General features: G+C 67.3%; 51 protein-coding genes. 48 read left to right on the top strand and 3 right to left on the bottom strand.

The window, feature by feature from the left end:
* The first annotated feature begins 121 nt into the window (after positions 1-121).
* Together HD593_RS54505 and HD593_RS54500 are read left to right on the top strand one after the other, a co-directional pair.
* A complete protein-coding gene (locus tag HD593_RS54505; protein WP_185110695.1) occupies positions 122-781 on the top strand; it encodes a hypothetical protein in 660 nt (219 codons plus the stop codon).
* Positions 778-957, top strand: a complete 180-nt coding sequence (locus HD593_RS54500; protein WP_185110694.1) for a hypothetical protein — start codon at positions 778-780, stop codon at positions 955-957. The genes HD593_RS54505 and HD593_RS54500 overlap by 4 nt, the downstream gene beginning before the upstream one ends.
* Before the next feature lie 5 nt (positions 958-962).
* On the opposite strand, the gene HD593_RS54495 is transcribed toward HD593_RS54500, so the two are convergent.
* On the bottom strand, positions 963-1,178 hold the full coding sequence (locus HD593_RS54495; protein ID WP_185110693.1) for a hypothetical protein: 216 nt from the start codon (positions 1,176-1,178) through the stop codon (positions 963-965).
* A gap of 213 nt (positions 1,179-1,391) precedes the next feature.
* Between HD593_RS54495 and HD593_RS54490 the strand changes: the two genes are divergently transcribed.
* From HD593_RS54490 to HD593_RS54445, 10 genes are all read left to right on the top strand, one after another.
* Positions 1,392-2,390 (top strand): helix-turn-helix domain-containing protein, encoded by a 999-nt coding sequence (locus HD593_RS54490; RefSeq protein WP_185110692.1) that lies wholly within the window; start codon positions 1,392-1,394, stop codon positions 2,388-2,390.
* On the top strand, positions 2,377-3,006 hold the full coding sequence (locus HD593_RS54485) for an ATP-binding protein (protein WP_185110691.1): 630 nt from the start codon (positions 2,377-2,379) through the stop codon (positions 3,004-3,006). Before HD593_RS54490 ends, HD593_RS54485 begins: the two co-directional genes overlap by 14 nt.
* Complete coding sequence (locus HD593_RS54480; RefSeq protein ID WP_185110690.1) at positions 3,003-3,275, top strand: hypothetical protein; 273 nt, start codon at positions 3,003-3,005, stop codon at positions 3,273-3,275. The genes HD593_RS54485 and HD593_RS54480 overlap by 4 nt, the downstream gene beginning before the upstream one ends.
* Positions 3,272-3,475, top strand: coding sequence for a hypothetical protein (locus HD593_RS54475; protein ID WP_185110689.1), 204 nt, complete (start codon positions 3,272-3,274; stop codon positions 3,473-3,475). The genes HD593_RS54480 and HD593_RS54475 overlap by 4 nt, the downstream gene beginning before the upstream one ends.
* Positions 3,468-3,749 (top strand): hypothetical protein, encoded by a 282-nt coding sequence (locus tag HD593_RS54470; protein WP_185110688.1) that lies wholly within the window; start codon positions 3,468-3,470, stop codon positions 3,747-3,749. Before HD593_RS54475 ends, HD593_RS54470 begins: the two co-directional genes overlap by 8 nt.
* On the top strand, positions 3,742-4,170 hold the full coding sequence (locus HD593_RS54465; protein ID WP_185110687.1) for a hypothetical protein: 429 nt from the start codon (positions 3,742-3,744) through the stop codon (positions 4,168-4,170). The genes HD593_RS54470 and HD593_RS54465 overlap by 8 nt, the downstream gene beginning before the upstream one ends.
* On the top strand, positions 4,163-4,564 hold the full coding sequence (locus tag HD593_RS54460; RefSeq protein WP_185110686.1) for a hypothetical protein: 402 nt from the start codon (positions 4,163-4,165) through the stop codon (positions 4,562-4,564). Before HD593_RS54465 ends, HD593_RS54460 begins: the two co-directional genes overlap by 8 nt.
* Entirely contained in the window at positions 4,561-5,439 is an 879-nt protein-coding gene (locus tag HD593_RS54455) for a DUF5131 family protein (protein ID WP_185110685.1), read from the top strand. Before HD593_RS54460 ends, HD593_RS54455 begins: the two co-directional genes overlap by 4 nt.
* Before the next feature lie 102 nt (positions 5,440-5,541).
* On the top strand, positions 5,542-5,844 hold the full coding sequence (locus tag HD593_RS54450; protein ID WP_185110684.1) for a DUF397 domain-containing protein: 303 nt from the start codon (positions 5,542-5,544) through the stop codon (positions 5,842-5,844).
* A 350-nt stretch (positions 5,845-6,194) separates the two neighbouring features.
* Positions 6,195-6,374, top strand: coding sequence for a hypothetical protein (locus HD593_RS54445; RefSeq protein WP_185110683.1), 180 nt, complete (start codon positions 6,195-6,197; stop codon positions 6,372-6,374).
* A 4-nt stretch (positions 6,375-6,378) separates the two neighbouring features.
* On the opposite strand, the gene HD593_RS54440 is transcribed toward HD593_RS54445, so the two are convergent.
* On the bottom strand, positions 6,379-6,579 hold the full coding sequence (locus HD593_RS54440) for a hypothetical protein (RefSeq protein ID WP_185110682.1): 201 nt from the start codon (positions 6,577-6,579) through the stop codon (positions 6,379-6,381).
* Positions 6,580-6,691: 112 nt separating this feature from the next.
* Here HD593_RS54440 and HD593_RS54435 point away from each other — a divergent pair, with 112 nt between their 5' ends.
* The 31 genes from HD593_RS54435 (at position 6,692) to HD593_RS54285 (ending at position 20,802) form a co-directional block, all read left to right on the top strand.
* Complete coding sequence (locus tag HD593_RS54435; RefSeq protein ID WP_185112786.1) at positions 6,692-6,961, top strand: hypothetical protein; 270 nt, start codon at positions 6,692-6,694, stop codon at positions 6,959-6,961.
* Positions 6,962-7,045: 84 nt separating this feature from the next.
* Positions 7,046-7,570: a hypothetical protein gene (locus HD593_RS54430; protein ID WP_185110681.1), complete on the top strand. Its 525-nt coding sequence runs from the start codon at positions 7,046-7,048 to the stop codon at positions 7,568-7,570.
* 97 nt (positions 7,571-7,667) lie between these two features.
* Complete coding sequence (locus HD593_RS54425) at positions 7,668-8,150, top strand: hypothetical protein (RefSeq protein WP_185110680.1); 483 nt, start codon at positions 7,668-7,670, stop codon at positions 8,148-8,150.
* A 2-nt stretch (positions 8,151-8,152) separates the two neighbouring features.
* The gene (locus HD593_RS54420; protein WP_185110679.1) at positions 8,153-8,320 is read left to right on the top strand and encodes a hypothetical protein; all 168 of its coding nucleotides are present in this window, start codon (positions 8,153-8,155) and stop codon (positions 8,318-8,320) included.
* 82 nt (positions 8,321-8,402) lie between these two features.
* On the top strand, positions 8,403-8,846 hold the full coding sequence (locus HD593_RS54415) for a hypothetical protein (protein ID WP_185110678.1): 444 nt from the start codon (positions 8,403-8,405) through the stop codon (positions 8,844-8,846).
* A 65-nt stretch (positions 8,847-8,911) separates the two neighbouring features.
* Positions 8,912-9,526, top strand: a complete 615-nt coding sequence (locus HD593_RS54410) for a hypothetical protein (RefSeq protein ID WP_185110677.1) — start codon at positions 8,912-8,914, stop codon at positions 9,524-9,526.
* A gap of 383 nt (positions 9,527-9,909) precedes the next feature.
* On the top strand, positions 9,910-10,197 hold the full coding sequence (locus tag HD593_RS54405; protein WP_185110676.1) for a hypothetical protein: 288 nt from the start codon (positions 9,910-9,912) through the stop codon (positions 10,195-10,197).
* Positions 10,198-10,200: 3 nt separating this feature from the next.
* Positions 10,201-10,506, top strand: a complete 306-nt coding sequence (locus HD593_RS54400; RefSeq protein ID WP_185110675.1) for a spore germination YkwD domain-containing protein — start codon at positions 10,201-10,203, stop codon at positions 10,504-10,506.
* A gap of 4 nt (positions 10,507-10,510) precedes the next feature.
* Positions 10,511-10,798, top strand: a complete 288-nt coding sequence (locus HD593_RS54395) for a hypothetical protein (RefSeq protein ID WP_185110674.1) — start codon at positions 10,511-10,513, stop codon at positions 10,796-10,798.
* A 3-nt stretch (positions 10,799-10,801) separates the two neighbouring features.
* A complete protein-coding gene (locus HD593_RS54390) occupies positions 10,802-11,029 on the top strand; it encodes a hypothetical protein (RefSeq protein WP_185110673.1) in 228 nt (75 codons plus the stop codon).
* Positions 11,026-11,535 carry a hypothetical protein gene (locus HD593_RS54385; RefSeq protein WP_185110672.1) on the top strand — a complete coding sequence of 170 codons (510 nt, stop codon included), beginning with the start codon at positions 11,026-11,028 and terminating at the stop codon, positions 11,533-11,535. Before HD593_RS54390 ends, HD593_RS54385 begins: the two co-directional genes overlap by 4 nt.
* A 55-nt stretch (positions 11,536-11,590) precedes the next feature.
* Complete coding sequence (locus tag HD593_RS54380) at positions 11,591-11,806, top strand: hypothetical protein (protein WP_185110671.1); 216 nt, start codon at positions 11,591-11,593, stop codon at positions 11,804-11,806.
* On the top strand, positions 11,799-12,107 hold the full coding sequence (locus HD593_RS54375; RefSeq protein WP_185110670.1) for a hypothetical protein: 309 nt from the start codon (positions 11,799-11,801) through the stop codon (positions 12,105-12,107). Before HD593_RS54380 ends, HD593_RS54375 begins: the two co-directional genes overlap by 8 nt.
* Positions 12,104-12,430: a hypothetical protein gene (locus HD593_RS54370; RefSeq protein ID WP_185110669.1), complete on the top strand. Its 327-nt coding sequence runs from the start codon at positions 12,104-12,106 to the stop codon at positions 12,428-12,430. Before HD593_RS54375 ends, HD593_RS54370 begins: the two co-directional genes overlap by 4 nt.
* Positions 12,427-12,639 carry a hypothetical protein gene (locus HD593_RS54365; protein WP_185110668.1) on the top strand — a complete coding sequence of 71 codons (213 nt, stop codon included), beginning with the start codon at positions 12,427-12,429 and terminating at the stop codon, positions 12,637-12,639. Before HD593_RS54370 ends, HD593_RS54365 begins: the two co-directional genes overlap by 4 nt.
* A 46-nt stretch (positions 12,640-12,685) precedes the next feature.
* The gene (locus tag HD593_RS54360; RefSeq protein ID WP_185110667.1) at positions 12,686-13,087 is read left to right on the top strand and encodes a helix-turn-helix domain-containing protein; all 402 of its coding nucleotides are present in this window, start codon (positions 12,686-12,688) and stop codon (positions 13,085-13,087) included.
* Positions 13,084-13,320 carry a DUF6011 domain-containing protein gene (locus HD593_RS54355; RefSeq protein ID WP_185110666.1) on the top strand — a complete coding sequence of 79 codons (237 nt, stop codon included), beginning with the start codon at positions 13,084-13,086 and terminating at the stop codon, positions 13,318-13,320. The genes HD593_RS54360 and HD593_RS54355 overlap by 4 nt, the downstream gene beginning before the upstream one ends.
* The gene (locus tag HD593_RS54350) at positions 13,317-13,556 is read left to right on the top strand and encodes a hypothetical protein (protein WP_185110665.1); all 240 of its coding nucleotides are present in this window, start codon (positions 13,317-13,319) and stop codon (positions 13,554-13,556) included. The genes HD593_RS54355 and HD593_RS54350 overlap by 4 nt, the downstream gene beginning before the upstream one ends.
* A gap of 489 nt (positions 13,557-14,045) precedes the next feature.
* Positions 14,046-14,831, top strand: coding sequence for a hypothetical protein (locus tag HD593_RS54345; RefSeq protein ID WP_185110664.1), 786 nt, complete (start codon positions 14,046-14,048; stop codon positions 14,829-14,831).
* Between the two features lie 274 nt (positions 14,832-15,105).
* Positions 15,106-15,351: a hypothetical protein gene (locus HD593_RS54340; protein WP_185110663.1), complete on the top strand. Its 246-nt coding sequence runs from the start codon at positions 15,106-15,108 to the stop codon at positions 15,349-15,351.
* Between the two features lie 235 nt (positions 15,352-15,586).
* Complete coding sequence (locus tag HD593_RS54335; RefSeq protein WP_185110662.1) at positions 15,587-15,838, top strand: hypothetical protein; 252 nt, start codon at positions 15,587-15,589, stop codon at positions 15,836-15,838.
* The gene (locus HD593_RS54330) at positions 15,838-16,134 is read left to right on the top strand and encodes a hypothetical protein (protein WP_185110661.1); all 297 of its coding nucleotides are present in this window, start codon (positions 15,838-15,840) and stop codon (positions 16,132-16,134) included. The genes HD593_RS54335 and HD593_RS54330 overlap by 1 nt, the downstream gene beginning before the upstream one ends.
* A complete protein-coding gene (locus HD593_RS54325; protein WP_185110660.1) occupies positions 16,134-16,499 on the top strand; it encodes a hypothetical protein in 366 nt (121 codons plus the stop codon). Before HD593_RS54330 ends, HD593_RS54325 begins: the two co-directional genes overlap by 1 nt.
* A complete protein-coding gene (locus tag HD593_RS54320; RefSeq protein WP_185110659.1) occupies positions 16,499-16,816 on the top strand; it encodes a hypothetical protein in 318 nt (105 codons plus the stop codon). The genes HD593_RS54325 and HD593_RS54320 overlap by 1 nt, the downstream gene beginning before the upstream one ends.
* Complete coding sequence (locus tag HD593_RS54315) at positions 16,813-17,262, top strand: DUF6221 family protein (RefSeq protein ID WP_185110658.1); 450 nt, start codon at positions 16,813-16,815, stop codon at positions 17,260-17,262. Before HD593_RS54320 ends, HD593_RS54315 begins: the two co-directional genes overlap by 4 nt.
* 17 nt (positions 17,263-17,279) lie before the next feature.
* Complete coding sequence (locus HD593_RS54310) at positions 17,280-17,567, top strand: hypothetical protein (protein ID WP_185110657.1); 288 nt, start codon at positions 17,280-17,282, stop codon at positions 17,565-17,567.
* A gap of 490 nt (positions 17,568-18,057) precedes the next feature.
* Positions 18,058-18,990: a BRO family protein gene (locus tag HD593_RS54305; protein WP_185110656.1), complete on the top strand. Its 933-nt coding sequence runs from the start codon at positions 18,058-18,060 to the stop codon at positions 18,988-18,990.
* Complete coding sequence (locus tag HD593_RS54300) at positions 18,987-19,226, top strand: hypothetical protein (protein WP_185110655.1); 240 nt, start codon at positions 18,987-18,989, stop codon at positions 19,224-19,226. Before HD593_RS54305 ends, HD593_RS54300 begins: the two co-directional genes overlap by 4 nt.
* Positions 19,223-19,573 (top strand): hypothetical protein, encoded by a 351-nt coding sequence (locus tag HD593_RS54295; RefSeq protein ID WP_185110654.1) that lies wholly within the window; start codon positions 19,223-19,225, stop codon positions 19,571-19,573. Before HD593_RS54300 ends, HD593_RS54295 begins: the two co-directional genes overlap by 4 nt.
* Before the next feature lie 555 nt (positions 19,574-20,128).
* Positions 20,129-20,545: a hypothetical protein gene (locus HD593_RS54290; protein WP_185110653.1), complete on the top strand. Its 417-nt coding sequence runs from the start codon at positions 20,129-20,131 to the stop codon at positions 20,543-20,545.
* A gap of 29 nt (positions 20,546-20,574) precedes the next feature.
* Positions 20,575-20,802 carry a hypothetical protein gene (locus tag HD593_RS54285; RefSeq protein ID WP_185110652.1) on the top strand — a complete coding sequence of 76 codons (228 nt, stop codon included), beginning with the start codon at positions 20,575-20,577 and terminating at the stop codon, positions 20,800-20,802.
* On the opposite strand, the gene HD593_RS54280 is transcribed toward HD593_RS54285, so the two are convergent.
* Entirely contained in the window at positions 20,799-21,386 is a 588-nt protein-coding gene (locus HD593_RS54280) for a hypothetical protein (RefSeq protein ID WP_185110651.1), read from the bottom strand. The genes HD593_RS54285 and HD593_RS54280 overlap by 4 nt on opposite strands.
* 110 nt (positions 21,387-21,496) lie before the next feature.
* Here HD593_RS54280 and HD593_RS54275 point away from each other — a divergent pair, with 110 nt between their 5' ends.
* The 5 genes from HD593_RS54275 (at position 21,497) to HD593_RS54255 (ending at position 25,947) form a co-directional block, all read left to right on the top strand.
* Complete coding sequence (locus HD593_RS54275; protein ID WP_185110650.1) at positions 21,497-21,721, top strand: hypothetical protein; 225 nt, start codon at positions 21,497-21,499, stop codon at positions 21,719-21,721.
* A gap of 2 nt (positions 21,722-21,723) precedes the next feature.
* On the top strand, positions 21,724-22,185 hold the full coding sequence (locus HD593_RS54270; protein ID WP_185110649.1) for a hypothetical protein: 462 nt from the start codon (positions 21,724-21,726) through the stop codon (positions 22,183-22,185).
* A gap of 78 nt (positions 22,186-22,263) precedes the next feature.
* A complete protein-coding gene (locus tag HD593_RS54265) occupies positions 22,264-25,206 on the top strand; it encodes a hypothetical protein (protein WP_185110648.1) in 2,943 nt (980 codons plus the stop codon).
* Positions 25,207-25,216: 10 nt separating this feature from the next.
* On the top strand, positions 25,217-25,516 hold the full coding sequence (locus HD593_RS54260; RefSeq protein ID WP_185110647.1) for a hypothetical protein: 300 nt from the start codon (positions 25,217-25,219) through the stop codon (positions 25,514-25,516).
* 110 nt (positions 25,517-25,626) lie between these two features.
* The gene (locus tag HD593_RS54255) at positions 25,627-25,947 is read left to right on the top strand and encodes a hypothetical protein (protein WP_185110646.1); all 321 of its coding nucleotides are present in this window, start codon (positions 25,627-25,629) and stop codon (positions 25,945-25,947) included.
* The last annotated feature ends 12 nt before the right edge of the window (positions 25,948-25,959 follow it).

Below are 25,959 nucleotides of genomic sequence, written 5' to 3'. Positions count from 1 at the left end.
GCGTTGTCAACGCCCTGTTGTACGGGCGCCCGCACCGAGGCGAGCCGCCCAGCCGCAAACTTCGGCCAGTCAACGCCGACAAACTGCTGGCCGTCCAGGCGCGTGTCCGGGTGGTGGCGTGATGGGTGAGGTCCGGCACGGCACGATGCGCCGCTACAACGCCTACCGCTGCCGGTGCACGCCCTGCCGGGCGGCCAAGAGCCGCTACGACATCAACCGGCGGCGCCTGATGGCGTACGGGCGCTGGTCGGCGTACGGAGACGCGAACCTCGTCCGCATGCACGTCGCCAGCCTGATGGACCGCGGGCTCAGCCCGTCCGCTATCGCCGACCTCGCCGGCGTCCACGCCGAGTGCGTGCTGCAAGTCCTCGGCAACGAGCACGTCCGGGGCCCTCTCGACATCAACGCCCGATCCCTGCTGTCTGTCTCGTTCGACCTCGACGCTGTCCCTGACCGGGTCATGGTCGACGCGACGGGGACACGCCGCCGAGTGCAGGCGCTGGTCGCCATCGGCTACTCGCTGAGCGCCCAGTGCGCTGTGCTCGGCCGGACGGTCAACAACTACTACAAGGTGCTGCGCCAGCCGAAGGTGTTCGCCGAGACGGCGCGAGCGGTCCGGGACCTGTACCGGGAGTTGTCGAGGACGCCGGCGCCACCCTCGCACGGCGCGACTCTGGCACGCCGGCACGCGGCCCGTAACGGCTGGCTGTCCCCGATGGCGTGGGACGACATCGACGACCCCCGAGAGAAGCCCAAGGGTCTGCGCCGGGAGGCGTCGTGACCCCGCAGGAGCTGTACGCCGCCGTGGACGCTCTCCGGCAGGCGAAGGGCTGGCCGTGGTGGAAGGTGCCCGTCGCCTTGGACATCTCTGCCGAGCGGATCCGGTTCATGCGGAGGGGCGAAGTGTCTCCTGAGCTGCGTTCCCGTGCTGAGGAGAGGCTGGGGGAGGCATCGTGAGGGCCTCAGCCTTGGTTGACGCTGTTCTCGTACTCGCGCTGGAAACGCCGGACCTGCTCGCGGGTCAACTCCAGGGTTTCCGCGATCGCGTCCTGGGTGATGCTCTGCCGGCGCGCTTCGGCGATCGTCCGGCCGAGATCGATGCGTGCCTGTCTGACGAGCTCGCGGGCGTCATCTTGAGCCTTCTCGTATGCCTTGCGCGCGGCGACTACATCACCCATCGGATCCGACACCCCTTCATGGTCTCACGCGTTGGCCTATCTCCATGATGGCACATAGGCCATGTGGCATATCGGCCTACGCCACATGTGGCGTAGGCATATACTGAATCCGAACAACTGAGTGACCAGGGGGACCGAAGTGGCGACACCCCGAAGACCGGCCCATCTCTCGTAGCCCCATCCCGAGCATCACCTGAGAGAGAGCCGCTCTACGTGACCGACGACGAACGATCTGCAGGCCCGTCGCCAGCAGGACTGAACCAGGCGGCGATCGACTGGGCGTGGGCCCAGCCGGTCGCCAACAACCCCGGCGCGCGAATCACGCTGCTGTGTCTCGCGCGCCTGGTGGATGAGGCGTGGGAGTGCGAGGCCAGCCAGGAGGAGGTGGCGGTGGAGGCGATGCTTTCGTCGCGGACGGTGCGCCGTCAGCTCGAACAGTTGGAGCAGGACGGGTTCGTGGCGCGTCTCAAGCGCTTCGACGACAAGGGCCACCGGCTTCCGGATCGGTGCCGGCTGAACCCTGGCATGGACCTCTCGGGCGGATTGGCCAGTAGAGATTTCCGCAGCTCTGGTCCACAGGACAATCTGTCCGCTGGGGCCGCCTCCCAGCGGACAGATTGCCCACCGGTCAATCTGTCCGCTGGGCCCGACCAGGGGGAATGCTCAGACGGCCTACCGGACAGATTGACCGGTGGTCAGATTGACCTCTGGCCAGATTGTCCGGTAGGCGATGATGCGCCACGACAAAACCCCAGCTCAGATCCACAGGACAGATTGACCAGTGGCCAGATTGTCCGCGCTATATGTGTTAACAACAGTTCTTCTTCTAAAGAAGAAGAACAAAAACCCTCAACAACCAAGGGGGGTGCGGGGGGAAAGCCGACCCGGCAGGCCACCAAGGAGCACCCGCGCTTCGCCGAGTGGTACGCCGCCTACCCCCTCCGCAAGGAACGCGCCGCCGCCGTCAAGGCGTTCAACAAGGCCGCCGCGAAGGTCGAAGACGTCCAGATCCTCTTCGACGCAGCGAAGCTCTACGCCGACACCGACCCCCACGTGTTGCGCGGCTACATCAAAAACCCGGCCACGTGGCTGAACAAAGAGTGCTGGCTCGACGAGCCCGCCCCGCGACTGGCTCTTGTCCGAAACGACGCGCCGTCCCCCGGCTCAACCCCACAGCAATTCACCGAGGAGGAATACCGTGCAGGCTGGTGACACCCCCGAGTTCGGGCCCCACAGCGACCCGGACGAATACAAGCGCTGGCAGCTCGAACAAGCCGTCCGCGGTTACGTCCCGCCGCGCTTCCAGGCTGAGATCCCGATCCCCGAGGAAGTCCGGGCCTGGGCGAAAGCTGGCCGCCGTGCCGGCGGGCTGTACCTGACGGGTCCTGTCGGGACGGGCAAGACCCACCTCGGATTCACCGCTCTGGCGGAGTGGTGCCGCAACACGGAGACCGTTCCGCGAGCCGCCCGCTACGACACGTGGGACACGATCCGCTTCGGGCCCACGGTGCACACCGTTCGCGCCACGGCGCTGCTTGATCAGCTCAGGCCTGGAGTCAACGATGCCCGGCTGGTCGTCGAGGACTGCCAGAACGCCCGCCTCCTGTTCATCGACGACATCGGCGCCGAGAAGCCGTCCGAGTGGACGCAGGAGAAGCTCTACGAGGTCATCGACGAGCGATACTCCCGCTGCTTGCCGCTGATCGTCACATCGAACCTGCCGCCACGCTCGCTCGCCGAGCATGTGGGGGAGCGCAGCGCCTCCCGCCTCGCCGAGATGTGCACGCTCGTGCCACTCACCGGTCCGGACCGCCGGAGGCCATCGTGACGCGCTTCCCGCCAGACCCTCAGCAGGCCCAAGACATCCGCGACGAGTACAAGCCCTGCCCCTGGAACTCCTGCCAGTGCACGCATGTCGGCTGCACCAACGGCTGGGTGGACCGCGACGACACTGACGACGCCGTCCCGTGCCCCACCTGCCGTCCCGAGGTGGCCGCGCACCTTCGCCGCCGCGACATGACGCCGCGCCGGTTACGGGCCGAGCTCCCGAACCTGCCTCGCCCGACGCGGCACAACCAGAAGGACGGCCCCTGGTGAGCCCCGATCTGGCGGCCCGGGTGGAGGCCCTCGAAGCAGAGCGTCTTCACCCCTCCCGCGATGAAGTGTTGGCGAATCCGCTGCGGGACCTGATCGGCCTGCTGGACCGGCTGCTCTCTGACCCGCCCCCTGCCGATCCCGTCCCTGGACCGCCTGACCGACCTACCCCAGAGATCACCGAGGAGACCAACCATGGCTGACACCAAGACCACGATCGAGACGACCGTCATCGACCTCGACAAGCCGTACCTGGGCTGGTTCGACCACTACCAGGAGGGCTGGCAGGCCGTCGTCGTCTACCTGAAGGACGGACAGAGAAAGGCTCACCGGCTCGGAGACGGAGTGTCGTTCGAGCGGGCCACGACGATGTGCCAGGTGCTGTCCGAGGTGACCGGCCTGCCGGTCGCCGGTGAGCTGAGCAAGCGGGAGTTCGCCCTGCCGGTCGCGAGCGGTGAGGAGACCTCGAATGGCTGACACCGCCAAGATCGAGACGACGGCCGCCGACCGTGAGGACGCCGAGAGCGTCCTGTACTGGCTCCTGACCGACTACCCCGACGCCCTCCACGCTGTGGCGCTCGCGGCAGCGCACGGCGACGCAATCCGGTCCGCTGTGGTCGCCAACGCGGCCCGAGGCTGGCGTGAGGCGTGCGCGAGCCTTGCGGCTGCCTGCGACGACGAACTCCAGGCCATCAAGGGGGACCGCGATGACCTGCGCGCCCGCCTCAAGGCCACTTCGGACGCCTGCAACGAAGCGCGCAACGCCATCGATCGCGTCCGCCAGCTCCACGCCGAGATCCCGTACAAGCCGGGCCAGTGCTTCTGCGCCAACCCGTACCCGTGCCCGACCATCCGCGCCCTCGACGGCGTAGACCTCCTGGAGACCAACCATGGGTGACACCACCAAGATCGCCCCGAACCCGTTCAGCCCGTACGCCAACGCTGACCTGAACCTGAGGCACGCGTTCCCGGCGTTCTTCGGCGCGGTGCCCGACCATGGAGTGCTGACCGTCACCGGCTGCCGGAGGATGGCCGTCGTAGCCGAGAGCACGCCGCGCGACGTCCTGGACGAGATCGCGGCCGGGAGCCTGCCCGAGGGCATGTGCCCGGTGTGCGTGAAGGCGGCCACCGAGGGCGAGCAGGGGATCAGTTCCCTGCCTGCCCAGCGGTGCCGGGAATGCGGCGGTGACTCCAGCCAGGGCGAGTGGTGCGCTCTGTGCCGCCAGGAGTTGCACGACATCTGGTGGGCGACCCGCGGCGAGGGGCACGGGGGCGAGGTGTTCTCCCGATGAGCGACCAGAGCAAGATCGAGTGGACGGATGCCACATGGAATCCCGTCACCGGGTGCACGAAGGTGTCGCCGGGCTGCGACAACTGCTACGCCGAGACGTTCGCCGAGCGGTGGCGCGGCACACCCGGACATCACTTCGAGCAAGGCTTCGACGTGGTTCTGCGTCCGGAGCGGCTGGACCAGCCGCTGAAGTGGCGCAAGCCGCGCCGGATCTTCGTCAACTCCATGTCCGACCTGTTCCACGAGAAGGTGCCGGATGAGTTCATTGCTCGTGTCTTCGCTGTGATGGCGTTGACCCCGCAGCACACCTACCAGCTCCTCACGAAGCGGCACGGCCGGATGCGGTCGCTGCTGAACAACGTCGCGTGGCGGTCCTCGATGTACCTCCACGAGAGCGTCATGGACCTGAGTGGGCCAGACCGCCCCATCCCGGAGTGGCCGCTGCCGAACGTTTGGTTGGGCGTCAGTGTCGAGGATCAGAAGTGGGCCGAGATCCGCGTCCCTGCCCTAATCCAGACTCCGGCTGCCGTGCGGTTCCTGTCGTGCGAGCCGCTGGTGAGCGAGGTCAACCTTCCCGCCACCGCGCTGGAGGAGCCGTACTGGCACAGCGGAATTGACTGGGTGATCGTCGGCGGAGAGTCCGGCCCCGGCGCGAGGCCGATGGAGCCGTGGTGGGCGCGGTCGCTGGTCGAGCAGTGCAAGGACGGGGATGTCGCCGTCTTCGTCAAGCAAATGGGCTCCGTGTGGGCGTCCGACCGGACGGTGGGTGGGAAGACGGTTCGCGCTCACGGCGACTCCAAGGGCGGTGACTGGTCGTACTGGCCGGCGGATCTCCGGGTCCGCGAGTTCCCGCAGGAGGTGGCTCTCCATGGCTGACTCTGCGCACGCCTGGTGGCTGAAGACGCTCGCCCTCGCGGACCGCGCGGTCGCTGACGACTCTGCGGACGATGGGAACACCTCATCGACGACGGAGGACGAATGACCGACATCGCGAGCGCTGCCTGGCGTAGGTCCTCCTTCTGCAACGGCGCCGCCACCTGTGTGGAGGTGGCTCCCCTCCCTGACGGTGGAGTGGCGGTACGGGACGGCAAGGATCCGGGGGCAGGGCAGCTCGTTTTCACGGCCGTCGAGTGGGCTGCGTTCACGGCCGGAGTCCGCGCTGGGGAGTTCGATCAGGCGGCTCTGGCGCTTCCGGTAGGGGACGGCTCGGACGGTGATGGCCGTAGCGAGTCCCAGAAGGCCGCTACGGCGGGCGTAGAGCCGTCTCGGGTCTCCGTGTAGCAGCCGCCCCGTCTCGCGGGGCTGTAGGGCATCTACAGCCCCGCGAGACGAACTCCAGATCGAAGCAAGATCGAGAGACTGTGCTACAAGATCCATGTTCGAGAGAGGAATCGAACGATGAAGCCACGTGTGCAGCAGTGCGACAGCCGCGCATGGGCCCCTGCCGCGCCCCTGCCGACGCAACCCGGTATTGACTTCGAGGTGATCGGTTCGGGTCCGTGGACCTGGCAGGCGTATTCCGGTGCTCGCCTGCTGGCGTCAGGACGGGCAAGGACCCGGATCGGGCCGGCATGGACGGTCTGGAGAGCGAACCGCCGTCTCGCCTCCCAGCAGACGGGGGAGACGTCCCAGTGACCCGGGTCTCTCACCGCCAGGTGACGAAGACCTGGATCGAGTACACGCTGCCGCTCCCGTGCGTGTGGGGAGACCTGACGGACCTGGTGGCGATGGCCCGCCAGGCTCTCGGCGAGGACGCCGCTGAAGTCGTCGCCACAGACGAGGAGCTGATCGTCCGCTGGGAGAAGCGGTGAACGGCTACTCCGAATCGCCAGCGATCTGCGGACGTTCGGGCAGTTTGGCGCCGGGCTCCCCGACGTACCACCGGACGAAGGCACGCAGGACCTTGGACATGTCAGCTTCAGGGTCGGGACCTCGTTCGACCGCTTCGCCGAAGCGTTCCCACAGCTCATCGGTGGTGCGGAAACGCCTGAGCCCTGTAGGCGCCTTGTTCGCCATATGCGTGCCTCCTTTGTAGCCACAAAAAGTCTCTCACAGGTCTTGTGCTGTGGCTACAGTGTGGCTACATTAGAGACATCAGCAAGGGGCGAGACACCAGGGAGAACGAGAGATGGTCACCTTCACCGACACCGAGGCCGTGATCGCCAGCTACATCACCGCCAACGCAACGCCCGGCCGGTGGACGAGCCTCACCGAGATCCGCCAGCACCTCACCCGCTGGACCCGCCCCCAGGTGGACACCACCCTCCGCCTGATGGAGCGCCTGGAGGACGTGTGCATCGCCCCCGAGTCGAACCAGAAGACGCTCACTGAGCAGGACAGGGCGGCGGCGGTGGAGATCGGCGGACAGGCCAAGCACCTCATCTGGATCGCCGGCTAGACCTCAGGGCCCCCGGAAGGGGGCCACACCTCTCCCTGAACGATCTTGAACGACCTGAGCAGACCACCCGCCACGGAGGATGAGATGACCGCCACGATCGCGACCAAGCTGACCGGCCACACCCTCACCGTCGAGCGCATCATGGACCTGCCCGAACTGGAGGGCGCCCGGCTGCGCGAGCGAGCCGAGACGAACACGTTCTCCGGCCCCGTCTGGGTGTTCGTCGAGCGCCGCGACGGCGTGTTCGTCGCCGACCACGGCACCAACGACCGCCGCGACCTGAACCCGAACAACCACATATGGGACAACGCCCGCTACCTCGCCGACCGCCTGTCCGGGCGGGTGGGCGAGTTCGAGGACCTGCGCTATGTCGGCCCCGGCCGCGAGGGTGACTGGCAGGCCGGCGCGGTGCGCGAGGGCTGGCACGTCCGCCTCACCCCGCGCGGGCCGTGGCTGCGCATCGTCGAGGTCGTCAAGCACATCAACCTGGCCAAGCTTCGCGCCACCGGCCAGATCCGCTACCGGCAGGTGACGCTCGTGCTGGAGGACGGCCAGTCGATCACCCGCAAGAACGCCACCTACCTGGACGCCCGCCCCTACTGCGCCTGACCGACCCCGAGGCGCCCGAGAGGGGGCCACCACCCCTCTCCCTGAACGATCTTGAACGACTGATCTTGACCGACCTGTCCCCGCCCGAGGAGAAGAGATGCCGATCTACCTCGAACCGCCCGCCTGCAGGCCCGGCGGCCCTGACGGTCGCGGCTGGAACCGGCTCTCCCTCAACGCCCACATGGGCCAGGACGCGGCCCACTGCGCTCTCCGGCCCCGCTCCTACGGCAAGTTGTACGAGTCGCAGGACACGCGCCGCGCCTCCTGGCCCGGCTTCGCCGCCTGCATTAACGAGAACCGATGCGACACCTGCCCGATCTTCAATGCTGAGCCCACCGAGTTGCGCTCGTTCACCGCGGACGTCCTGATCCGCATCGACGAGCGCGGTCGGCCCTGGGCGGTCAACAAGCCCGAGCAGGGCTGGTCATCCTCGGCGCAGTTGTGGAAGTGGGACGAGATCGCCCGCCTCAGCGGCTGGAAGATCGGCGCCCGCCACGTGGACGAGCACGGCGAAGGCTTCTGGCTCCACGCCGTGGGCGAGCCCGTCAACGGCACCTACGGCAAGACAAAGGAGTCCTGACCATGACCGAGCGTGAGCCCATCTACGACGTGGACGTGCGCGGTCGCGGGACAGGGTTCGACCTGAGCCTCGCTGGCGCGCTCGCGTACGCCAAGACCCACGACGGCACCGTCATGGTCAGCTACGACGGCGGCCAGACGTGGGAGCGCTATGAACCCGACGACACCTGACGCCCTCCGGTCCGAGAGGGACACCTCTCGGGCCACCCCTCACCGCCGATCTTGAAAGCCCGCCCCTGACGTAGGAGACCTGATGCTCATGGCCACGCAAGCTAACTACCAGTTGCGCGAACGAACAGGACTTGGAGGTGACGGCGGCGCCCTGCCGTTCCTCCGCGTTGAGCGGGAGATGTCTCTGCCGGACGTGCTTCACGTCGCCAGCATGCTGGGCCGCAGCATCGACGTGATGGCAGACGACGTCTACGTGGTGTCCTACTGTGGCGCCTCGCCCTACTGGTGGCTGCCCGGCACGCACGGCGGCGGCATGCACCAGATCTCCTCGCGCGGCTGGTGCTGGGACTGCCTGAAGCGAGAGAACGCCTACGTCCACCATCTGCCCCGCGACGTTGAGGTGGCCGTGCTGACGTGCGAGGCCACTCACGACCCGGTCTTCCGCAAGCGACTGGCAGAGGCAGGCCAGACGGCCGAGGAGTACGCCCAGATGACGGCAGGCAACGCCCTGCCGATGGATCGCTGACCTCCGGCCCGAGAGGGACACCTCTCCGGCCACACCCAAGACCCTCAACGAGCAAGGAGTCGACCGTGACCCTCGACACCCGCGTCTACGTCCTCGACGAGATCGCCTACAAGGACGTCTGGCTGAAGTGCAACCAGCTCATCGGGGCGACCGAGAACACCCGCTTCACCAACGAGCAGACGAAGACCTACCGGGATGGCGAGCGCTTCGTGGAGCCCGGCAACCCGTGGTGGATCTGGAATGCGCCCGGCCAGGGGTTATGCGCCCTGTTGGATATGCACTACCGGCCCTCCGCGCCGTACCGATCCGCCGCGCAGGCGGCAGCCCACGATGAAGACATCTGCAACATGCCGGGTGTCTCGTGGTACGACCCCGAGGACGGGCCGTGCGACGGCTCCGGGCACCGTCCGGCGTGCTGGCTGGAGATCTCGTTCGACACCGCCTACGGGTACAAGGGCGACGACGGTGAAGGCTGCGGCGACCTGCACGCCCGACTCGTCGCCAAACTGGGCCAGTGGCTCGACGAGCGCGGCGTCCGCTGGCTGTGGAAGAACGAGTTCACGGGAGAAGTCCACTCGGGCTACGAGCGGCTGATCGATCTCTGCTCGGGCGGGTTCGAGGCGACCGCCTGGTTCCGTACCTCGGTGCTGCCTGCCATCAAGGCTCACGCCCGCGATTGACCCCCTCTGGTCCGGCTCTCCTGCCGGACCAGACCTACACCCACCCCGACCCCCTGAGGAGCCCCCCGTGCTCGCCTACCTGCCTCGCACTCCCGCTGAGTTCGCCGCCGTGTTCGTCGAGGGCATGCGGTCCCTCTTCCGCCGGCCTCGCCCCGCCTCCCGTTGCCGCTTGTGCGGCGAGCCTCCCGAGGGGCGTCCGGCAGCCCCGGACGCGCTGTCCTGCCTTGTCTGCGGCAACCCGCTGTCCAGTTTGTTCCCGCCCGACTGACCCCCGACCCCTGCTCTCTTTTCCCGGCATACAGGCCGGACAGCGCGCGGAACGCGAAGAGAGCGCAAAGACCAGACACCCTGAGACGACCAAGGAAGGCGACAAGGAAGGCGACATGGACGACTTCACCGACAACGAGTACGAGGCGCTGTCCGATGCCCTGCCCGGCGCGGAGGAGATGACCATAGAGTTCGCGGTCATCTACGTCAGGCATCGCACGCTGGTAGTCGAGGGCCCGTTCCCTCGCCGCCTCGCTGAGATCAAGGCCCGCGACAAGGGCGGCAGGATCGCCGAGCGGACGAAGACCGTGAACTACGGGCTGTGGACGCCTGCGGACGACCGTTTCGCCGAGTTCGACAAGGCAACCGAGGCCGCCTCCCCGGACTCCCCGAAGGAGGACTGACCGATGGCCGATGTGATCACTCGCGCACAGACCCGCGATCTTTTCCTCGCCAAGCTCCGCTTCGCCACTCATCAGCGGCACAAGAGGTCCGAGATCGTGGAAGGGCCGTACGGGCCGGAATGCGCCTGGGTGGCCTACGAGGCGGAACGGATGCTCGCCCTCGTCAACGAGATCCGCGAGAAGCGCGGACTGGAGCCCGCCACGTTGGAGCAGGTGCGACGCATCGAACAGTCCGCGGCGGGTCACTCCGACTACCCGGACAAGTACGCCCTGCGGTGCGCGTTCCTGGCGCTCGGAGAGGAGGACTGACCCGATGCCCGCGAAGCCTCGCCGCCTCCGCCTGTCCCGCACCCGCGTAGAGCAGGCCGTTCGAGAGACGAAGACCAAGCAGATCGTCCACATGGTGGGCGGCACCGAGTCGTTGGACGACGGCCGTAAGCAGGTGCTCGTCCATCTGCTCGACAAGTTCGACGACCCGCGCGCCGAGTCGCCCGCTGCGGCGGAACTGATCGCCGCCCTGGAGCGTGACGGTTGGACAGTGGCGCATAGACGCGCCGTGGTTGCCTCCCGTCTGGTCGTCACCGAACCCGAGGAGGACTGACCCGTGGCTGCCGTGATCGAGTACGCCTGCCGCTGGACCGCCTGGACCAACACGGACGGCAGAGACCGCCAGGTCGTCAAGTACGACCGCGCCGGCACCGGCGAGTCCGGCAAGGAAGCGGCGCAGCACCTCGCCCGGCAGACGCGAGCCTGGCAGCCGCACCACGGACTGCCCGCAGACGCCACCGTTGTGTACCGGACCATCTCTGAGTGGACGGAGGAGGAGAAGTGACCTCTCCAGAGATCGACTGGCCGTACGACGCCGACCAGCACGATCCGCTCACCAAGCTCCGCATCCCGGTCGTCGGGCACGCCTGGCCGCGCTGGTTTTACATCGTCGCGTTCGACTCCGGACGCCTCGACGATGAGCGGCATCGCCCCACCGACCAGGAGGTGCGCATGCTCGCCTCCTTCCTGGACCAGTACATCGACCACTGGTACAACGACCGGTGGAAGGCGAAGATGGCTGAGCGCCCGTTCGACATCGATGGCGGCGCGAACGGCATCATCTTCCGCAAGTGGGGCGACGACGACTGGGGTTACCGCCGCCGCACCTGGGAGTACGGGCCGACATACGTTCCGGAGCATCCGCGCATCCGGGGCGAGAAGTCGCCCGGCCCGCTGACGCTCGCGCAGGTGATGGACCGCATCCACACGGTCGGCGAAGAGCCGTGGACGTACTGGACGGACTGGAAGGCCGCCCACCCTGAGGTGTTCGGAGAGGTGGCCGATGCCTGACCCCATCCCGGCAGAAGCCGTCTCCTTTGAGTCTCCTTTGGGGGAGCCCTCCACAGTGTCAGAAGCCTCAAAGGCCAGCCCGCTCACCTGCAAGTGGTGCCGCAACATGCCCGCAGCCCAGCTCGTCGTCGTGGACTGGCCGACGATCGGCCGGCACACCTCCCTCGTCTGCGACCCGTGTGGAGACGAGCGCCTGCCCGACACGCGCCCCGTGGACGCGATCGTGTGGCGGTACCGGCTCACCCTCGTACAGGAGGCTCAGCGTGCCTGACATCCCTGAGGAAGCGGTACAGGCCGTCATGGGCGTTCTCTTGGAGCGTCGTCTCACACCGTCCAAGATCTGGGCGGAACCGTTCGCGAGAGAGATCCTGGCGGTTGCTGCTCCTGTCCTCGCCGCCCAGGTACGGCAGCAGGTGGCCGAGGAGCTTCTGGCCCTCGCCGACGTGAAGCGCGCCGGCTACGACCCCGCACGCTTCGACGCCTTCCTGAAGGAGTACGGGCTCGTCTACCACCCGCGCATGAGGGACACGCTCAAGGCCGCAGCGCACCTGATCGGAGGGGGAGACCAATGACGCCCACTGAGGTGATCGAGAAGGCTCTCCGTGAGCACCTGAGGCTCCGCCTCGGGAAGCGTGCCCTCACCGACGCCATGCTGGACAAGGCCATCCCGCTGTCCGGCAGAGAGGCTGAAGACGCCGCCAGGATCGCCGTAGACGCCCTCACAGTGGCGGGCTTGGTCGTCGTCTCCGAGGCCGACTGCCGCCACGTACTTGATCGCGCCGAGCAGTTCGCCATGCATCGCTTTGACGCAGACGACTCTGTACTCGTCGCCCGCCTCCGTGCCGCCCTCGACGACCCGGAGGCCGCTAGCCTGCCGCCAGAGGAGGACCGATGACCACGGCTGCCTTGATCGCGTACGGCGTGCTCGCATTCTCTGCCGCAGCGCTGGTGTTCTCCATCCACACCTTGATCCAGATACGACGGTCCGCGAAGGAAACGATCGCCAACTGGAAGCGCGCTGAGGAGTCATGGAAGTCCGCTGAGCAGAACTGGAAGAGGGTTGCTGAGATCAACAAGCAGATTGCCGAGAGGCGGCGTCCGTGATCGGCTCTAGCCTGCCGCCTGAGACGACAGCCCCCGAGGAGAACACGTGACCGCTGTGGCAGCAGCCTTCCATCGCCGCGCCGAACTGGAGCGGACGCGACTCGGAATGACCAAGATGGCTCTGTGCGACAAGGCCGGCATCAGCCGCGTCACCTACGACCGGTTAGCAACCCAGCCGACGCTTCCGCTCGCCAGGACGGTCACGAGCCTCGCCGACGTGCTCGGTTTGGACAAGGACGAGGCGCTCACCTTGGCCGGGCTCATCGACGCACCAACACCCGCCCAGGTAGCAGAACGGCGCGTACGAGCCGCCATGGTGGAAGCCCTACGCCACCGCCTCCCCGACGTCGACCCGGCCATCCTCGCCAGGGTGGCACTCAACATGGGCGACATCCTTCACGGGCTCGCCAACGAGCTGTTCGACGCTGCGGGCGAGGACGAGCCGTGAACCTCCTGGACCTCGACGAGCCGGACACTCCAGCCGCGGGGGAGACGCCCACGGTAGGCCGCTGCCGCTGCTGCCGCCACAAGCTCCAAGACCCTGTGTCCCTCGCCTACGGGATAGGCCCGGACTGCAGGAAGGCGCTCGGCATCGTCTCCCGCAAGCCTGTACGCATCACAGGTGTCCCGACAGGATGGGACGTTGACGGCCAGACGGACCTGCTGGAGGAGACGGCATGACGCGGTGGCACATCAACCCCGAGACGCTCAACCTCGACCCTGAGGAGGACCGGGGCACCACCACCTTCACTGACCAGGAGTGGAACGCCCAGGAGTGGCCGGCCTGCCCGGTCTGCGGCACCACTATCGACGTGAGCAGGATCAGCACGCCGGATCTGGGGGACCGCACTCCGAAGTACATCATCGGCCGCTGGAAGTGCCTCTACCGCTGCGACATCAGAGGGGCGCTGCAGTAGAGATCGGCGGCTGGAAGGACGACGCCTTGACCGGCCACCAGTGTGTCCGCCCCGACACCCACAACACCGATCCATGGCGCTGCCCCGACTGCGGCACGCTGTGGGAACCCCTGCCAGCCGCTGCCGTCGCCGCGCCGGGCTGGAGACGCTGGCTTGGATGGCTCGAGACGGCGGCACGCATCGCCGGCGCCGTCGCCGTCTTCGCCTTCCTCTGGACGATCGGGATGCGGACCGCGGCTGTGGCTCTCACATTGGGCGCCCTCGCCGCGTGGGGCTGCCTGTGGGGTTGGACGCGGCTCCGCGGCAAGCACCAGTCTGGAAACTGACCAGGGAGATGCCACCTGCAGAAACGTGGCATATTTGACCTTGAACGCGAAAGCGGCCTCCTGCCACGAACAGGAGACCGCCTCGACCCCACTACGAAATCCCTCGCCCACCACCGTCACCACCAGTGGCCTACCCGCAAGCGTACATTCGGGGGAGGCCGAAATGTCCCAGCGCACCTACGACCTCGAACGCCTGTGTGCCGGCGCATGCATGAACGGCTACCGGCGCAAGGTCCGCACCTACGAAGCCGCCTACGTCGTCTACCGGGCCGACCACCAACAGTGGCGATCGGACGCCGCGGCCTGGCACGCCCCGCTCGTGTGGCCCGAAGAGCCCGCCGAACCCGACGAGCCGCGCCTGCCGTACCGGGTGGAGGGGGAGCCGGTCTACTGCCCGGACTGCATGTACGGCCTCAAGTCGAAGCTGTCCAAACTCGATGGCGCCGCGTGCGTGTACCTGCGGGAAGCGGACGGGTTCCGCGGCCAGACCGACCAGGCGAAGGTGTCGAGCAAGGGCAGCGAGCCGCCGTCGCTGTCGCCGACGATCGACGACATCGACGAGCTGGACGGCTGGCTCCGGGATTGGAAGGCGTCCTATCTCGGAGCGGAGACGATGGCTAGGCAGGGCATGCTCGCGGACTCGATCACGCTGGGCGCCTCGTGGCTGGTCGCCCGCGCCGAACGCATCCTCGGACACGCCGACCTGGCGCTGTTGTTCGGCGAGGAGATCGCCCGCTGGTACGGCAGGCTCGTCCGCTACGACCCGTCAGACGTCGTCGTCGAACCTCTCCGGGCGGCGCGCTGCCCCGAATGCAAGGGCCTCACGCTGGAACGGAAGGTCGGCGAGGACAAGGTGACGTGCCGCCGCCGAACGTGCGAACGGGTCTTGAAATGGTCGGAGTACCAGGAGATGGCAGAAGAGGTTCGCAAGACGCGCAAGGCATCGTGACGTGGGAAGATGACCCCACTGTGAACGCCTCCCCTGACTCTCCTCTCGACGTTGTCCGCATGCCCAACGGGGATGTGCTGCTGCTGCCTGCGGTGTGGCCTGTCCGGCTCACGCCGCAGCAGCGCAAGCGCCTGTGTGAACAGTTGTGCGGCGAGTCGTCTGACGAGAATTGGACAAGTCCATCGCGAGCGGTCTAACGTTGGGAAACAGCGGACGATCTATGCCCCGGAACGCTTTCAGCGCCGGGGCTTTCGCGTGTCTGGGGGTGCCCCGGATGCGCTTCCACTACGACCCGGACGGCGAACCGTGCGTGACCCGCCAGCAGGCTGCCGTACTGAAGGGCGTCAAGCCGGCGACGGTGGATCGGTGGGTGCGGATCGGCTACCTCGCCCCGATCCCTGGCTGTCCGCCTCGCCGGCGCCTGTTCAAGGTCGCGGATGTGGATGAGGCGGATCGTCTCGCGTATGAGGCTGCGGTCCGCACGTCGGGCAGCGACAAGCGCGTCCACCGCGCAGCCTAGACAGCCTTAGATTCCCCAAGAGCGCGCGTGCCCCAGGGGCGACGCGCGGGTTCCGCTGGACTTGCCCCGATGGTCCTGCGTTGAGCCTCCACCCAGGTGTCCTGGCCCTTGTCCTCTGGCGAGGGAAGCAAGGGCCAGGACCACCCACCCCCTCGAACGTGCGGCCCCGCCTGGCTGGGGGGTCTTGGCCGGGCCGCACCACAAAGACCCCCTACAACCCTCCGTGGAGATCGCCATGAAGAAGCCCTACATCGGGCAGATCGTTCACTACCAGTCGTACGGCACACCCGGAGGCGAGTACCCGAGCGTCTGCCGGGCCGCCATCGTGACCGATGTGGACACCTACCAGCACGGACCCACCGAGGATCACTGGGTTGGCCACGTGAATCTCGCGGTGCTTAACCCCGAGGGCATGTTCTTCAACCGGGGTGTGCACCAGGATCAGGACGAGTGCCGTGGCGGTACCTGGCACCTGGCGCACCCGTGATGCGCCGCTTCAGGAAGAAGCCCGTAGAGGTCACCGCCGTCCAGTGGACGGGGAGCAACGAGGCCGAGCTGGTCGCCTTCGCGGGCAGCGACTTTGAGGCCGTAGATCCGGAGGACCGGGGAGACGACCCCGAGCAGACCGCCGCTGTCCGTCACCCGGTGCACGGCACGTGGGTGGAGGTGTACGACGGGCAGTGGATCGTCAGGGACGCCAAGGGCAAGTTCCACCCGGTCGCTGAGGACGTGTTCGCCGAGACGTACGAGCCGGTTCCCTCGATGACGTGGGGGACGCGCTGATGAAGTACCTCAGCCTCAACCCTGACGACGTCAAGGCGCTCCTCGACTCGATGGAGTCCAACGACCACTGCACCATCGCCTACGACGCGCAAATCCAGGAGCTTCGCCAGCAGATCGAAACCTTCGCAGCCGGAGGCAGTCTCGTCCTGTTCCGGCATCCTGCGCGCGGCGAGCTGACTGCGCTGGACGCACTGCCCATCGAGGTGCGCGCCCTCGTGGAAGCCGTCGAACTCATGCGCGACGGGTGGGCCGAAGCGGCACTTCCAGGGCACAACAGGATGAGCGAGCGCCAGCAGGAGTTGTGGCGGGCCGTCCATGAGGCGTGCGACAACGTGTGGGCGCGCGTGGATGAGGCGGACGCCTGATGCGTATCCAGATCCTTCCTCTCCCCGCCGTGATGGTCGGCGACGACTTGGAAGAGCCGTTCGCGCTGGTCTTCGACCAGGCCGAAGAGGGCGTCAACAAGGAGTTGCTGTACGAGTTCGCGAAGCAGTGCGGCTCACGAACGCACCTCATCGTTTCGCAGACGGTGGAGATCGTGGACCGGGACGCTGAGCTGCAGCCTGCGCCGGTGGTCAACATCTCGGACATGACGATCAAGGATCCCGACGCCGCAAAGATCGGCGCAGCGTTTCGGGCAGCCTTCGAGCGGCTGCGTGACAAGGACCAGTGGCGCTGGTGACCGAACTGCTCTCGTGGCTCAGAGCCACGATCAATGCCGAACTCGAAGTTGCGAAGGCTGCCGACGAGGTCGCGCCCGGCCCGTGGGTGAACACCGGACAGGACGGCGACGGCGACGCCTGGCAGGTCCACGGCGCTCCCACGGGTGAGACCGAGTGGAACTACGAGCTGGAGGGCGAGGTGCCCGTCCTGCTCAGGGTCGCCACCCTCAACTACGACGACGGTGGCGGAGTGTGGGAGCGGGAAGCCGCAGACCACATCGTGCTTCAGCAGCCCAGGGACACGATCGCCCGGTGCGAAGCCGAACTGGCGCTGATCGCCCGGTGCGAAGGACCGGACGAGCCGGGGACGACGCCGGACTTCTGGTGGGGCATGCGGGAAGCGATAGACATGCTCGTGGTCGGCTACCGCCACCGTCCAGGGTTCAAGCCGGAGTGGGGCGAGTGATCCGCCGAGCCTGGCGGGTGTACGCCGACCCTGCCAGTAGCGAGGCGGCGGGCTTCCTGAAGGTGATGATCCCGCTGGAGTTGGCCGCATGGCTGTACCGGGTGTTCGCTCCCGAGGAGTGGCCCGCCTTGTCCGGGACGACGCTGCTTCAGGTGGCGACGTGGTACTTGGCGCTGTGGTTCGTACGGGAGAGAGACGCGGCGAGGGCCGAACTGAAGCGCGCGAAGTTCGAGCATGTGGTGACGCCCAACCCTGGGGCTGGTCGAATCGTGGAGTGGCGATCACGCAACGAGGGGGATCACTGATGCTGACCGCAACGTGCACGAGAACCCACGTCTACGTCACATTCGCGAACCCGTTCCTGGCGTGCGACAAGTGTCTTCGCCTGGTGAACGCATGGCACAACGACGATCGGTGCGGGTGCGTTGGCCCGTTCTGGAACGAGCCGTGCGGGTGTGAGAAGGCGGGCGTGACGTCCGTCTGCCCGTCGTGGGGTCCGGTGGACGGATGCCAGTGCATGCGGATATTCGGGAGCGTCGAGCACGCCCGTCCCGAGCCGCCGCAATAAACGCATCCTCCAGAAAAGGGGCTAATTCAGTGTGGCGTTCGTCACGCTGTTTAACCTGCCAAAACGCCCACTAATTCGATCATCGCAAATGCGTTCATTCCGGCGCTTAGATAGATCGAATAGTAGAATTCAAGTAATTCGGGCTCTCAAAATGAGAGCGCCCCGAACGGTCGTGTTGCGACGACCGCCGGGGCTTGCCGACCGCCTGCGTAACCAGGAGATCGACCATGGACAACGGTAGCTTGTTCGACCAGCGGGGACACAGCGAGGTCCCCACCTCAGGGGCGTTGGTGCCCTTTGAGTTCCCGTTCACTGGGCAGCAGGTCCGAGCCGCGATGATCGACGATGAGCCGTGGTTCGTCGCGCCGGACGCCTGCGCCATCCTCAAGCACTCCAACGTGACGATGGCAGTGAAGGGCCTCGACGACGACGAGAAGCGCACGATCGATCGTGCCAGCTCAGAAGCCCTAAGCTTCCCTGACCTCTTCTCGGACCCGCGCATTCAGTCGGTCACGCTGATCAACGAGTCGGGGCTGTACACGCTCGTCCTCCGGAGTCACCTCCCGGCAGCAAAGGCGTTCCGCCGCTGGGTCACTCATGATTTGCTGCCGTCGCTGCGCAAGAACGGGCGCTTCGACATCAAGAAGGTCAGCAACCGCGACCTGGCTCTGATGATCCTCGCTGAGTCTGACCGGGCCGATCAGGCGGAGGCTCGCGCCGTCGTCGCGGAGACCCGCAATGCCGAACTGGAGCCCGCCGCAGCTCAGGCTGAGACCTACGCTGCCGCCGATGGGCTGACGCCGAAGCGCGCGTTCGCTCGCGACGTCCAGCAGTGGGCGACGGAGCGCGGCATCAAGGTGCTCCAGAGCCAGGTGTTCGACTTCCTGGGGCACATCGGGCTCATCATCCGCGTCGCCGGGAGCGAGCACGACCAGGCGACGGCCGAGGCGATCAAGGACGGCAAGGCGAAGAACTCGACGAAGAAGGTCGAGATGCCGGACGGCACCGTCATCAAGGTCAAGTACGGCAAGCTGACCTCCAAGGGCGAGCAGTACGCCTGGAAGCGCATCTATGCCGCGATCGGCGAGCACGGCACCCTCGACCTCGACGTCATCAAGGGGACGCTCGTCCCGGCAGACCCCAAGGTGATCCGCCCATGACCGCCGATCAGAGCCCAGCCGGATACAAGGTGTCCGCCTACCGCACCGAAGAGGACCACCGCCTCGACCGCCCCGACTACGCTCGGACGTTCGTTGACGAGCCGGGGAAGTCGCCAGCGGGCGAACGGGCTGACGCCGCGTTCGGGGAGATGCTGATCCGGTCTACCTACAAGCGGTTCGGGTGGCGAGTCATCACCCGTACCCCGCTGACGGACCGGGAGGCGATCCGTTCATGACCTCCACCGCCACGGCCATCCACTGCCCGGACTGCCAGGTTGAGCCCGGCACTCCTCACGAGTTGGGCTGCGATGTGGCATGCTGCCCCGTCTGCGGTATCCAGCAACTTCAGTGCCGCGAGCACGAGTTCGCTGAGGTGTTTTCGATCTGGACGGGCCGCTGGCCTGGCGAGGTCGAGTGCGAACGTGAGGGCTGGTGGTGCATCTGGCGGCCCGGCGAGGGCGGCTGGGTGCGATGCGATCCTGATCATCCTGAGGCGAGGCACGACCTGAACAGGCTGCTCATCGCCGCTGGGAATCGCGAACTGGTGTGGAGCCGCGAGCACCAGCAGTGGGTCCGCCTGTGACCATCCAACCTCTCATCGAGCCGTGCCGTCTCTGCGCAGAGCAGGGGCGCACGTTCGAGGGGGAGGGCCTGCCGATCTTCAAGCGGTTCCTTGACGGGGACAGGACCCAAGCCTGTCTCCTCTGCGACGGGAGCGGGCCGCCTGACTACCGGCTGATCTGACCCCGTAAACCTCCGGGCGGGCGGGTAGGCAACCTCTCTCACCAGACAAGCCGCGCGCCTTCGCTTGGGACACGCGCCCGCCCGGACATCAACCCCTTACCCCTCGGAGACCCCTCATGGCCGATAACCTCCGCCAGCGGTATGCCGCAGCGATCCGGGAGAGCGGCCCTCTCTCTGTGACCAAAGTCCTCTACGCCGTCATGGCGGTACGAGACGAAAGAGATGGCGACCCTCCGTGCACGGGTTGCGGAAGAGATCGTCCTCGAACTCCGCGCCGAAGGGCATCATGCCCGCGAGGAGAGCAAGAGCCACACGCTCAGCGAGAGCGATCGGCAGCGGCGGGCGATCGAAGGCGATGTGCTTCTGTGGGCGGCCACGCGAGTGGAGGAGCGGTATGCCCGATGACCTCCGCGACCTCCCCGAGCGCCGTTGTCCCGAGTGCCCTGACGGGCGTCTGGTCGCGATGGAAAAGAACCTCGACCTGTCGATGCCCTCGTGGAGGCGGTTCGACTGCGGCCACTTCGTGGACGACCGGGCGCGCCTCAACGAGGTGACCGTGTCGTTCGTGCGGGACATCCCGGTCCTGGAACCGCCGACCACGGACGTGTCGTTCACGCTCCGAGGCTCACCCGACGACCTGACCCGCGTCATGTTCCGCGATCACGACGGCACCGTCCGCGAAGGTCTGAACATCACCAATCTCATCGCTCCCGAGCAGAGAGTGAAGCTGAGCGCTGCGTTGACGAGAGCCTTCGGCGTGACGCCTCGCGCTGAGTTCGTCCCATTGGATGACCTGGATGCACTCGAATAACCGTTCGACCTCGCGGGTAGGGTCGGACCATGCAAGACCCTCCCTCGGTACGCCTCCCGAACCACCCGGCAAAGGCCGGGCTGCTGCTCCAGTGGAGGCAGACCAAGACGGGCCAGTGGGAAGCGCTCGTGGCGTACACGCTGGAAGTGCCCGGCTATCGGGGCGGCCTGAAGCCTGAGGAGTCGTGGATGCAGGCGTACGAGGTGGAACCGATCAAAGGCGTCGACTACAGCAAGGTGCCGCGCAGCCGAACCTAGGCGTCCTCTTGCGGGTTTTCCTCGCCTGGTTCGCTGCCCGCTTCGAACTGTCCGAGGGCGAGTAAGGCCATGATGTCGGCGGGCCTTCTGTGCAGCTCTGGATGGCGATCGAAGAAGGCCGCCTCGCCGGGCGTGAGATGCCTTACTGCGGTCTGGCCTCCTTCCTTGACGACGAGTAGGCGACCCGCGCGCATCACGGCCGAAGGCGTCTCTGCCATGGCGTCGATCAGTCTGCTCATGGCCTCTGCCTCAAGGTTGTCGACCTTCGCTTGCCGTACACGGCCAAGATGTTCGGCGTCTTCGGCGAGTTGACGCGCTATCTGCTGAATGTCCTCACGCTTCGCGTCTGGGTCCAGGACTTGCTCGACCAGCGTTTCTACGTGAGCAGCCTGGCGGCTCTCGATCGCATCCAAGTCGATCTGCCCTCCCGGGTAGCTGACGGACTTCACGCGGTCGATCAAGCGTTCAAAGGCTGTCCGATGCCTTCGCATGATCAGCCACACCGCGAGTACTACCGCGACAGGCCATGCCACTGCGCCGACTAGCCCCGCGATTGCCTCAATCAGCTTCGCCCAGTCCGCCATGTCTTGAGCATCTCTGCGGAGTCGCCAGGTGGATAGCGAAGTGTCTGGACCGTAACCACTCAGGGCCTGCCACCGGGCGGGCCTTCCGCATGTCCGGAGGAGATCCCGCCATGTCCACGAGCGCTGACCGCGCTGCTGATCTACGAGCACAGGCTGACGCTCTGGACGCGCTGGCCGACCTGGAAACCCGCCTACTCGACGCCAAGCAGTCCGGTGACCCGGACGCGATCCGTGAAGCGGCTGAGGGCCTGCGGGCCGCCCGAGCCGAAGCCCGCCCCGAAGGCATGGCGGTGGGCGGCGACGCGTTCGTCTCCAACGCTGACGAGGAGGTCTGACCGTGGCCATCTCCGGAAGCGGCATCTTCGTCAACAACATCATCGCGGCCCTGGGAACCACCAACCTGGACATCGACCTGGAGTCGGAGACCGAGATCAAGGTCGCCCTCTTCCAGAACTCGATCACTCCCGACTACAACGCGTCCACCGCCAACGCCGCCTACGGTGCGGGCGCGTACGCCTCAGGCGAGGTGTCCGGCACCGGCTACACCGCCGGCGGGCTGGTCCTGACCACGACGACACTGACCGGCTCCTCGGGTGTGATGACGTTCGACTCGGCTGACCCGTCCTGGGCGTCTTCGACGATCACCAACGCACGAGGCGCGCTGATCTACAACAACGTCCTCAACCCCAAGAGCGGCGTCCTTCTGGTGGACCTGGTCTCCGACTACAGCACCTCCAACGGCACGTTCCTGATCACCGTCTCGGCTAGCGGCTGGTTCCAGGTCGATTTGGTTCCCTGACCTGCATAAACGGTCGCTGAACATCGCCGCCTGTGGGCCGCTTTCGCTGGCCCGCTTCCTTCCGAAGGGTGGCGGCTCGTGGCGATCGCACTGCACGGCTCCAGCCCGGCAGCCGCGACCGGCGGGTTCGGCACCCCCATCCAGACGGCCCAGTTCAGCCCTCCCGCTGACTCGCTGCTGGTCGTGTGCGTCGCCTTGTTCGACGCGCCGACCATCTCCAACACGGGCGTCGCCCGCACGTGGACGCTCGCCCGAGCGCACGCCACGTTCACCGGGGTCCGCATCTACACGGCGCAAAACCCGACCGCGCAGACGAACATCCGCATCACGGTGACGCCCAGCAGCGGCGAAGACGCCGGGGCGATCAAGGCGTACGTGTTCACCGGCGCCCACGCAAGCACAGCTGTCGGCGCTACCGGCTCGAACTCCACCACCACGAACAACGCCACCGTCACCGGCTACACCTCAACAGCCGCCGGCTCGTTCGGTGTGGCTGTCGCCCAGGACTGGAACGTGCTGGGCACGCCCACCTCGACGGACGTGGAGACCGTCCTCATCAACGAGGACTCCGGCACGCGCGCGATGGCGATCCTGAAGGCCGCCCCGACTTCTTCGGCGGGGTCGGATGTCACGTTCAACCTGGATGCTGCGGGGGCCAGCGCGGCGGACTGGGCGTGGGCGGCGGTCGAGCTGCTCCCTGCGGCGACCTCGACGGACGCGACCGCCACCCCGCCGGTGCTGTCGGCGGCGGCCATCGTGCCGTCCCCGACGCTGTCGGCGGGTGCTTCGCCGACACCTTCGGCTGTGCAGGCCGCCGCGACGGTTCCTGCCGCTTCCGTGTCGGCGGGCAGCACGGCTGCACCCACGGTGGTGGCTGCTACCGCGTCGATTCCGGCCGTTCAGGTGGAGCAGTCGTCCACGGCCACCCCTGCCACCGTCACCGCCACAGCGGCCATCGGCTCGCCGGCCACGTACACGGGCCAATTCCCGGACGAGCGCGGCACTCTGCAGGCCGTGTTCGGGCGCACCACCCCGCTGCCTGCGTTCAAACCGGAAGGGGTGCAGGCGGGCGATCTGCTGCTCGCCCACCACGCCGCCGACGTCGGCGCCCTCGCCAGCATGCCCGCCCCGGCGGGCGGCGCCGAGTGGCTGCTGCTGGACGAGTACTCGGCGGGCGACAACCTGCTGCAGGTGCGCGTCTGGTGGAAGATCGCCGGAAGCAGCGAGCCGGACGAGTGGAACTTCACCCAGGCTGACACCGCTGACGGTGTCGTGCTGACGTGGGCGTACTCCAACGCCTCCACCACAGCGCCGACGATCGCCCACACCGCGTCCACCGGCACCACGAGCGTGGCCACGCCCGGCATCACCCCGCCAGGAGACGGCGCCACCGAAATCCGCATCGCCTCCGGCGTCCCCTCCACGTCCGGGGACACGTCCTGGACAGCTCCGGAAGGGCTGACGGAGCGGCTTGACGCCCAGTCCATCAGCTACACCTCCACGACGCTCGCCACCCGCCTCCTCGCCAGCGGCGAAGACACCAGCACGGAGACGTTCACCGCGTCCGCGCAGCAGGCGTACGCAGCCGGGTTCACGATCGGCGTCACAACCCCCGCAGCACAGCAGGACGCCACCGCCACACCGTCCACCGTGAACCGGACGACCACCATCCCGGCGCCGTCCACGTCGACCAGCTCGACGGCGTCCCCTCCCGCTGTTTCCGCTGCGGCGTCCACCCCTGCCCCGGGCGTCGCAGCGGGGTCCACCGCAAGCCCTGCGGTCGTCGCCTGCGCGACCTCCATCCCAGGCCCGACCACGGCGGCTGGTGCCACCGCGTCACCGGCCACGGTGCAGGCGTCGGCCACGCTGCCCGCCCCGACCGTCACTGCGGTCACCACGGCGTCCCCGAGCACCGTCACGGCCACCACCGCGATCCCCGCTCCGGGCGTCTCCACTGGCTCTACAGCCACCCCGAACCTCGCCGAGTCCACGACCACGATCCCAGCGCCTACCACGTCCTCAGGGGCGACTGCTAGCCCGGCCGTGGTCTCGGCGGCCACCACCATCCCCGCGGCGACCGCCGCGACGGGCTCAACGGCGAGCCCCTCCGCTGTCCTTGCCGCCACGCAGTTCCCGGCGCCGGTCGTGTCGGCGGGCGCCACCGTCCAGGCCAGCACGGTCCAAGTCGTAGCATCCATCCCCGCGGCCACGGTCGCTACAGGCCAGGTCGCCACTCCCTCGACCGTCACCGCAACGGCCACGATCCCAACACCCGCGGCTGCCTGCGATCAGACCGCCACACCGGCCACGGTCACCGCGGCTACCACGATCCCGAGTCCTGCGGTCCAGTCGGGCTCGTCCACCACGGTGAGCTCTGTAACGGTCTCCACGGCGGCGGCGATCCCTGCCCCGACCATCTCGGCAGGAGCGACCGCGAGCGCCGCTGTAGTCGCCGCTGAGACGTCCATAGCCACACCTCAGGTCTCGGCAAGCACCACCGCCTCACCGAGCCCTGTAGCCGCTTCTACGACGATCCCAGGCCCGGACACGACCACGGGAGCAACCGCCAGCCCGGACACCGTCCAGGCGAGCACCAGCATCCCTACGCCTACCGTTCAGGCCGGCGGGAACGCCACCGCTTCCCCCGCCACGGTCAACGCCACGGCGGCCATCCCCACACCGGCCGTCGAAGCGGCCAGCGACGCCACCGCCAGCCCGATCGTGGTCCTCGCTACCGCCGCGGTACCGACACCCACCACGACGGTCCTGGTCGCTGCTACACCAGCTGCGATCGCTGCGTTCGCCACCATCCCCGCGGCGCTGCTGTCCACCACAGCCCGGCCTCTGGTCGTGGCCACCGTAGCCAGCATCCCCGGGCCGTCCGTCTCCACGGGCGAACCCGAGGACGACACCCCGATCGGTGTCGGTGCCGAACTCCCACGCCGATGGGCGGCCGAACCCGCACCAAGACGGTGGGACACCACCCCCACAAACGCGGCTCGCCGCTGGGACAGCCCATGAGGAGGCAGGCGTGGAGTCCTACCCCCGCGAGTCGAAGGAGTACCTGCCCGTCCCCATCGACGGGCCAGGCACACTCACCAGCCACGTCGTCGACATGCAGGTGTGCCTCTACCCGGTACGCCCCGCAGACGATGGCTGGAAGACAGCAGGCTGGGACACCGTGGACGGGCAGACCGTAGCCCAGATCATGATCGGTCCCGGCTCGGACTTCGACTTCTCCGACGAGCCCGGCACCTACGTGCCGTACGTGCGCATCCACGCCACACCAGAACTGCCTGTCGTTGAAGGCGCACCCGTACAGATCAGCTAACCCAGACACGCGCACCCAGCGCACCAGAACCCTGCGGCCCGTACACCGCAGGTAGACGGCCCCGAGACCTCCCTGGGCTCGGGGCCGTCGCCACTCCAGGGAGAACCCCCATGAACGCCATCGGCCTTGCCGCCATTCGTGCAGCACTCGAATCGCTCCCCGCCCAATGCCGGTACCACGGCGACTCCACCGAACCCCCTGCCAACAACCTGTTCCGGCGTGAGGCATGCTGCGACACCGGCATCCCAGCACAACGCCGAAAGGAGGCCGAGCAGGCGCTGATCGCTCTCGGCTGGACTCCTCCCTTCTCGACCGTCGCATGCAACGACTGGTCGATGAGCAAGGAACACCCGCCGCACGAGTGGGACGGAGACGTCCGCGTTCCCGGCCACTTCACGTGTCCTGGCTGGCCTTCGGCAGGTGAGCGATGACCACGGTTCGCG

This window comes from Nonomuraea rubra (assembly GCF_014207985.1).
Classification (GTDB): Bacteria; Actinomycetota; Actinomycetes; order Streptosporangiales; family Streptosporangiaceae; genus Nonomuraea; species Nonomuraea rubra.
This window is presented reverse-complemented; position numbering and strand designations above follow the sequence as displayed.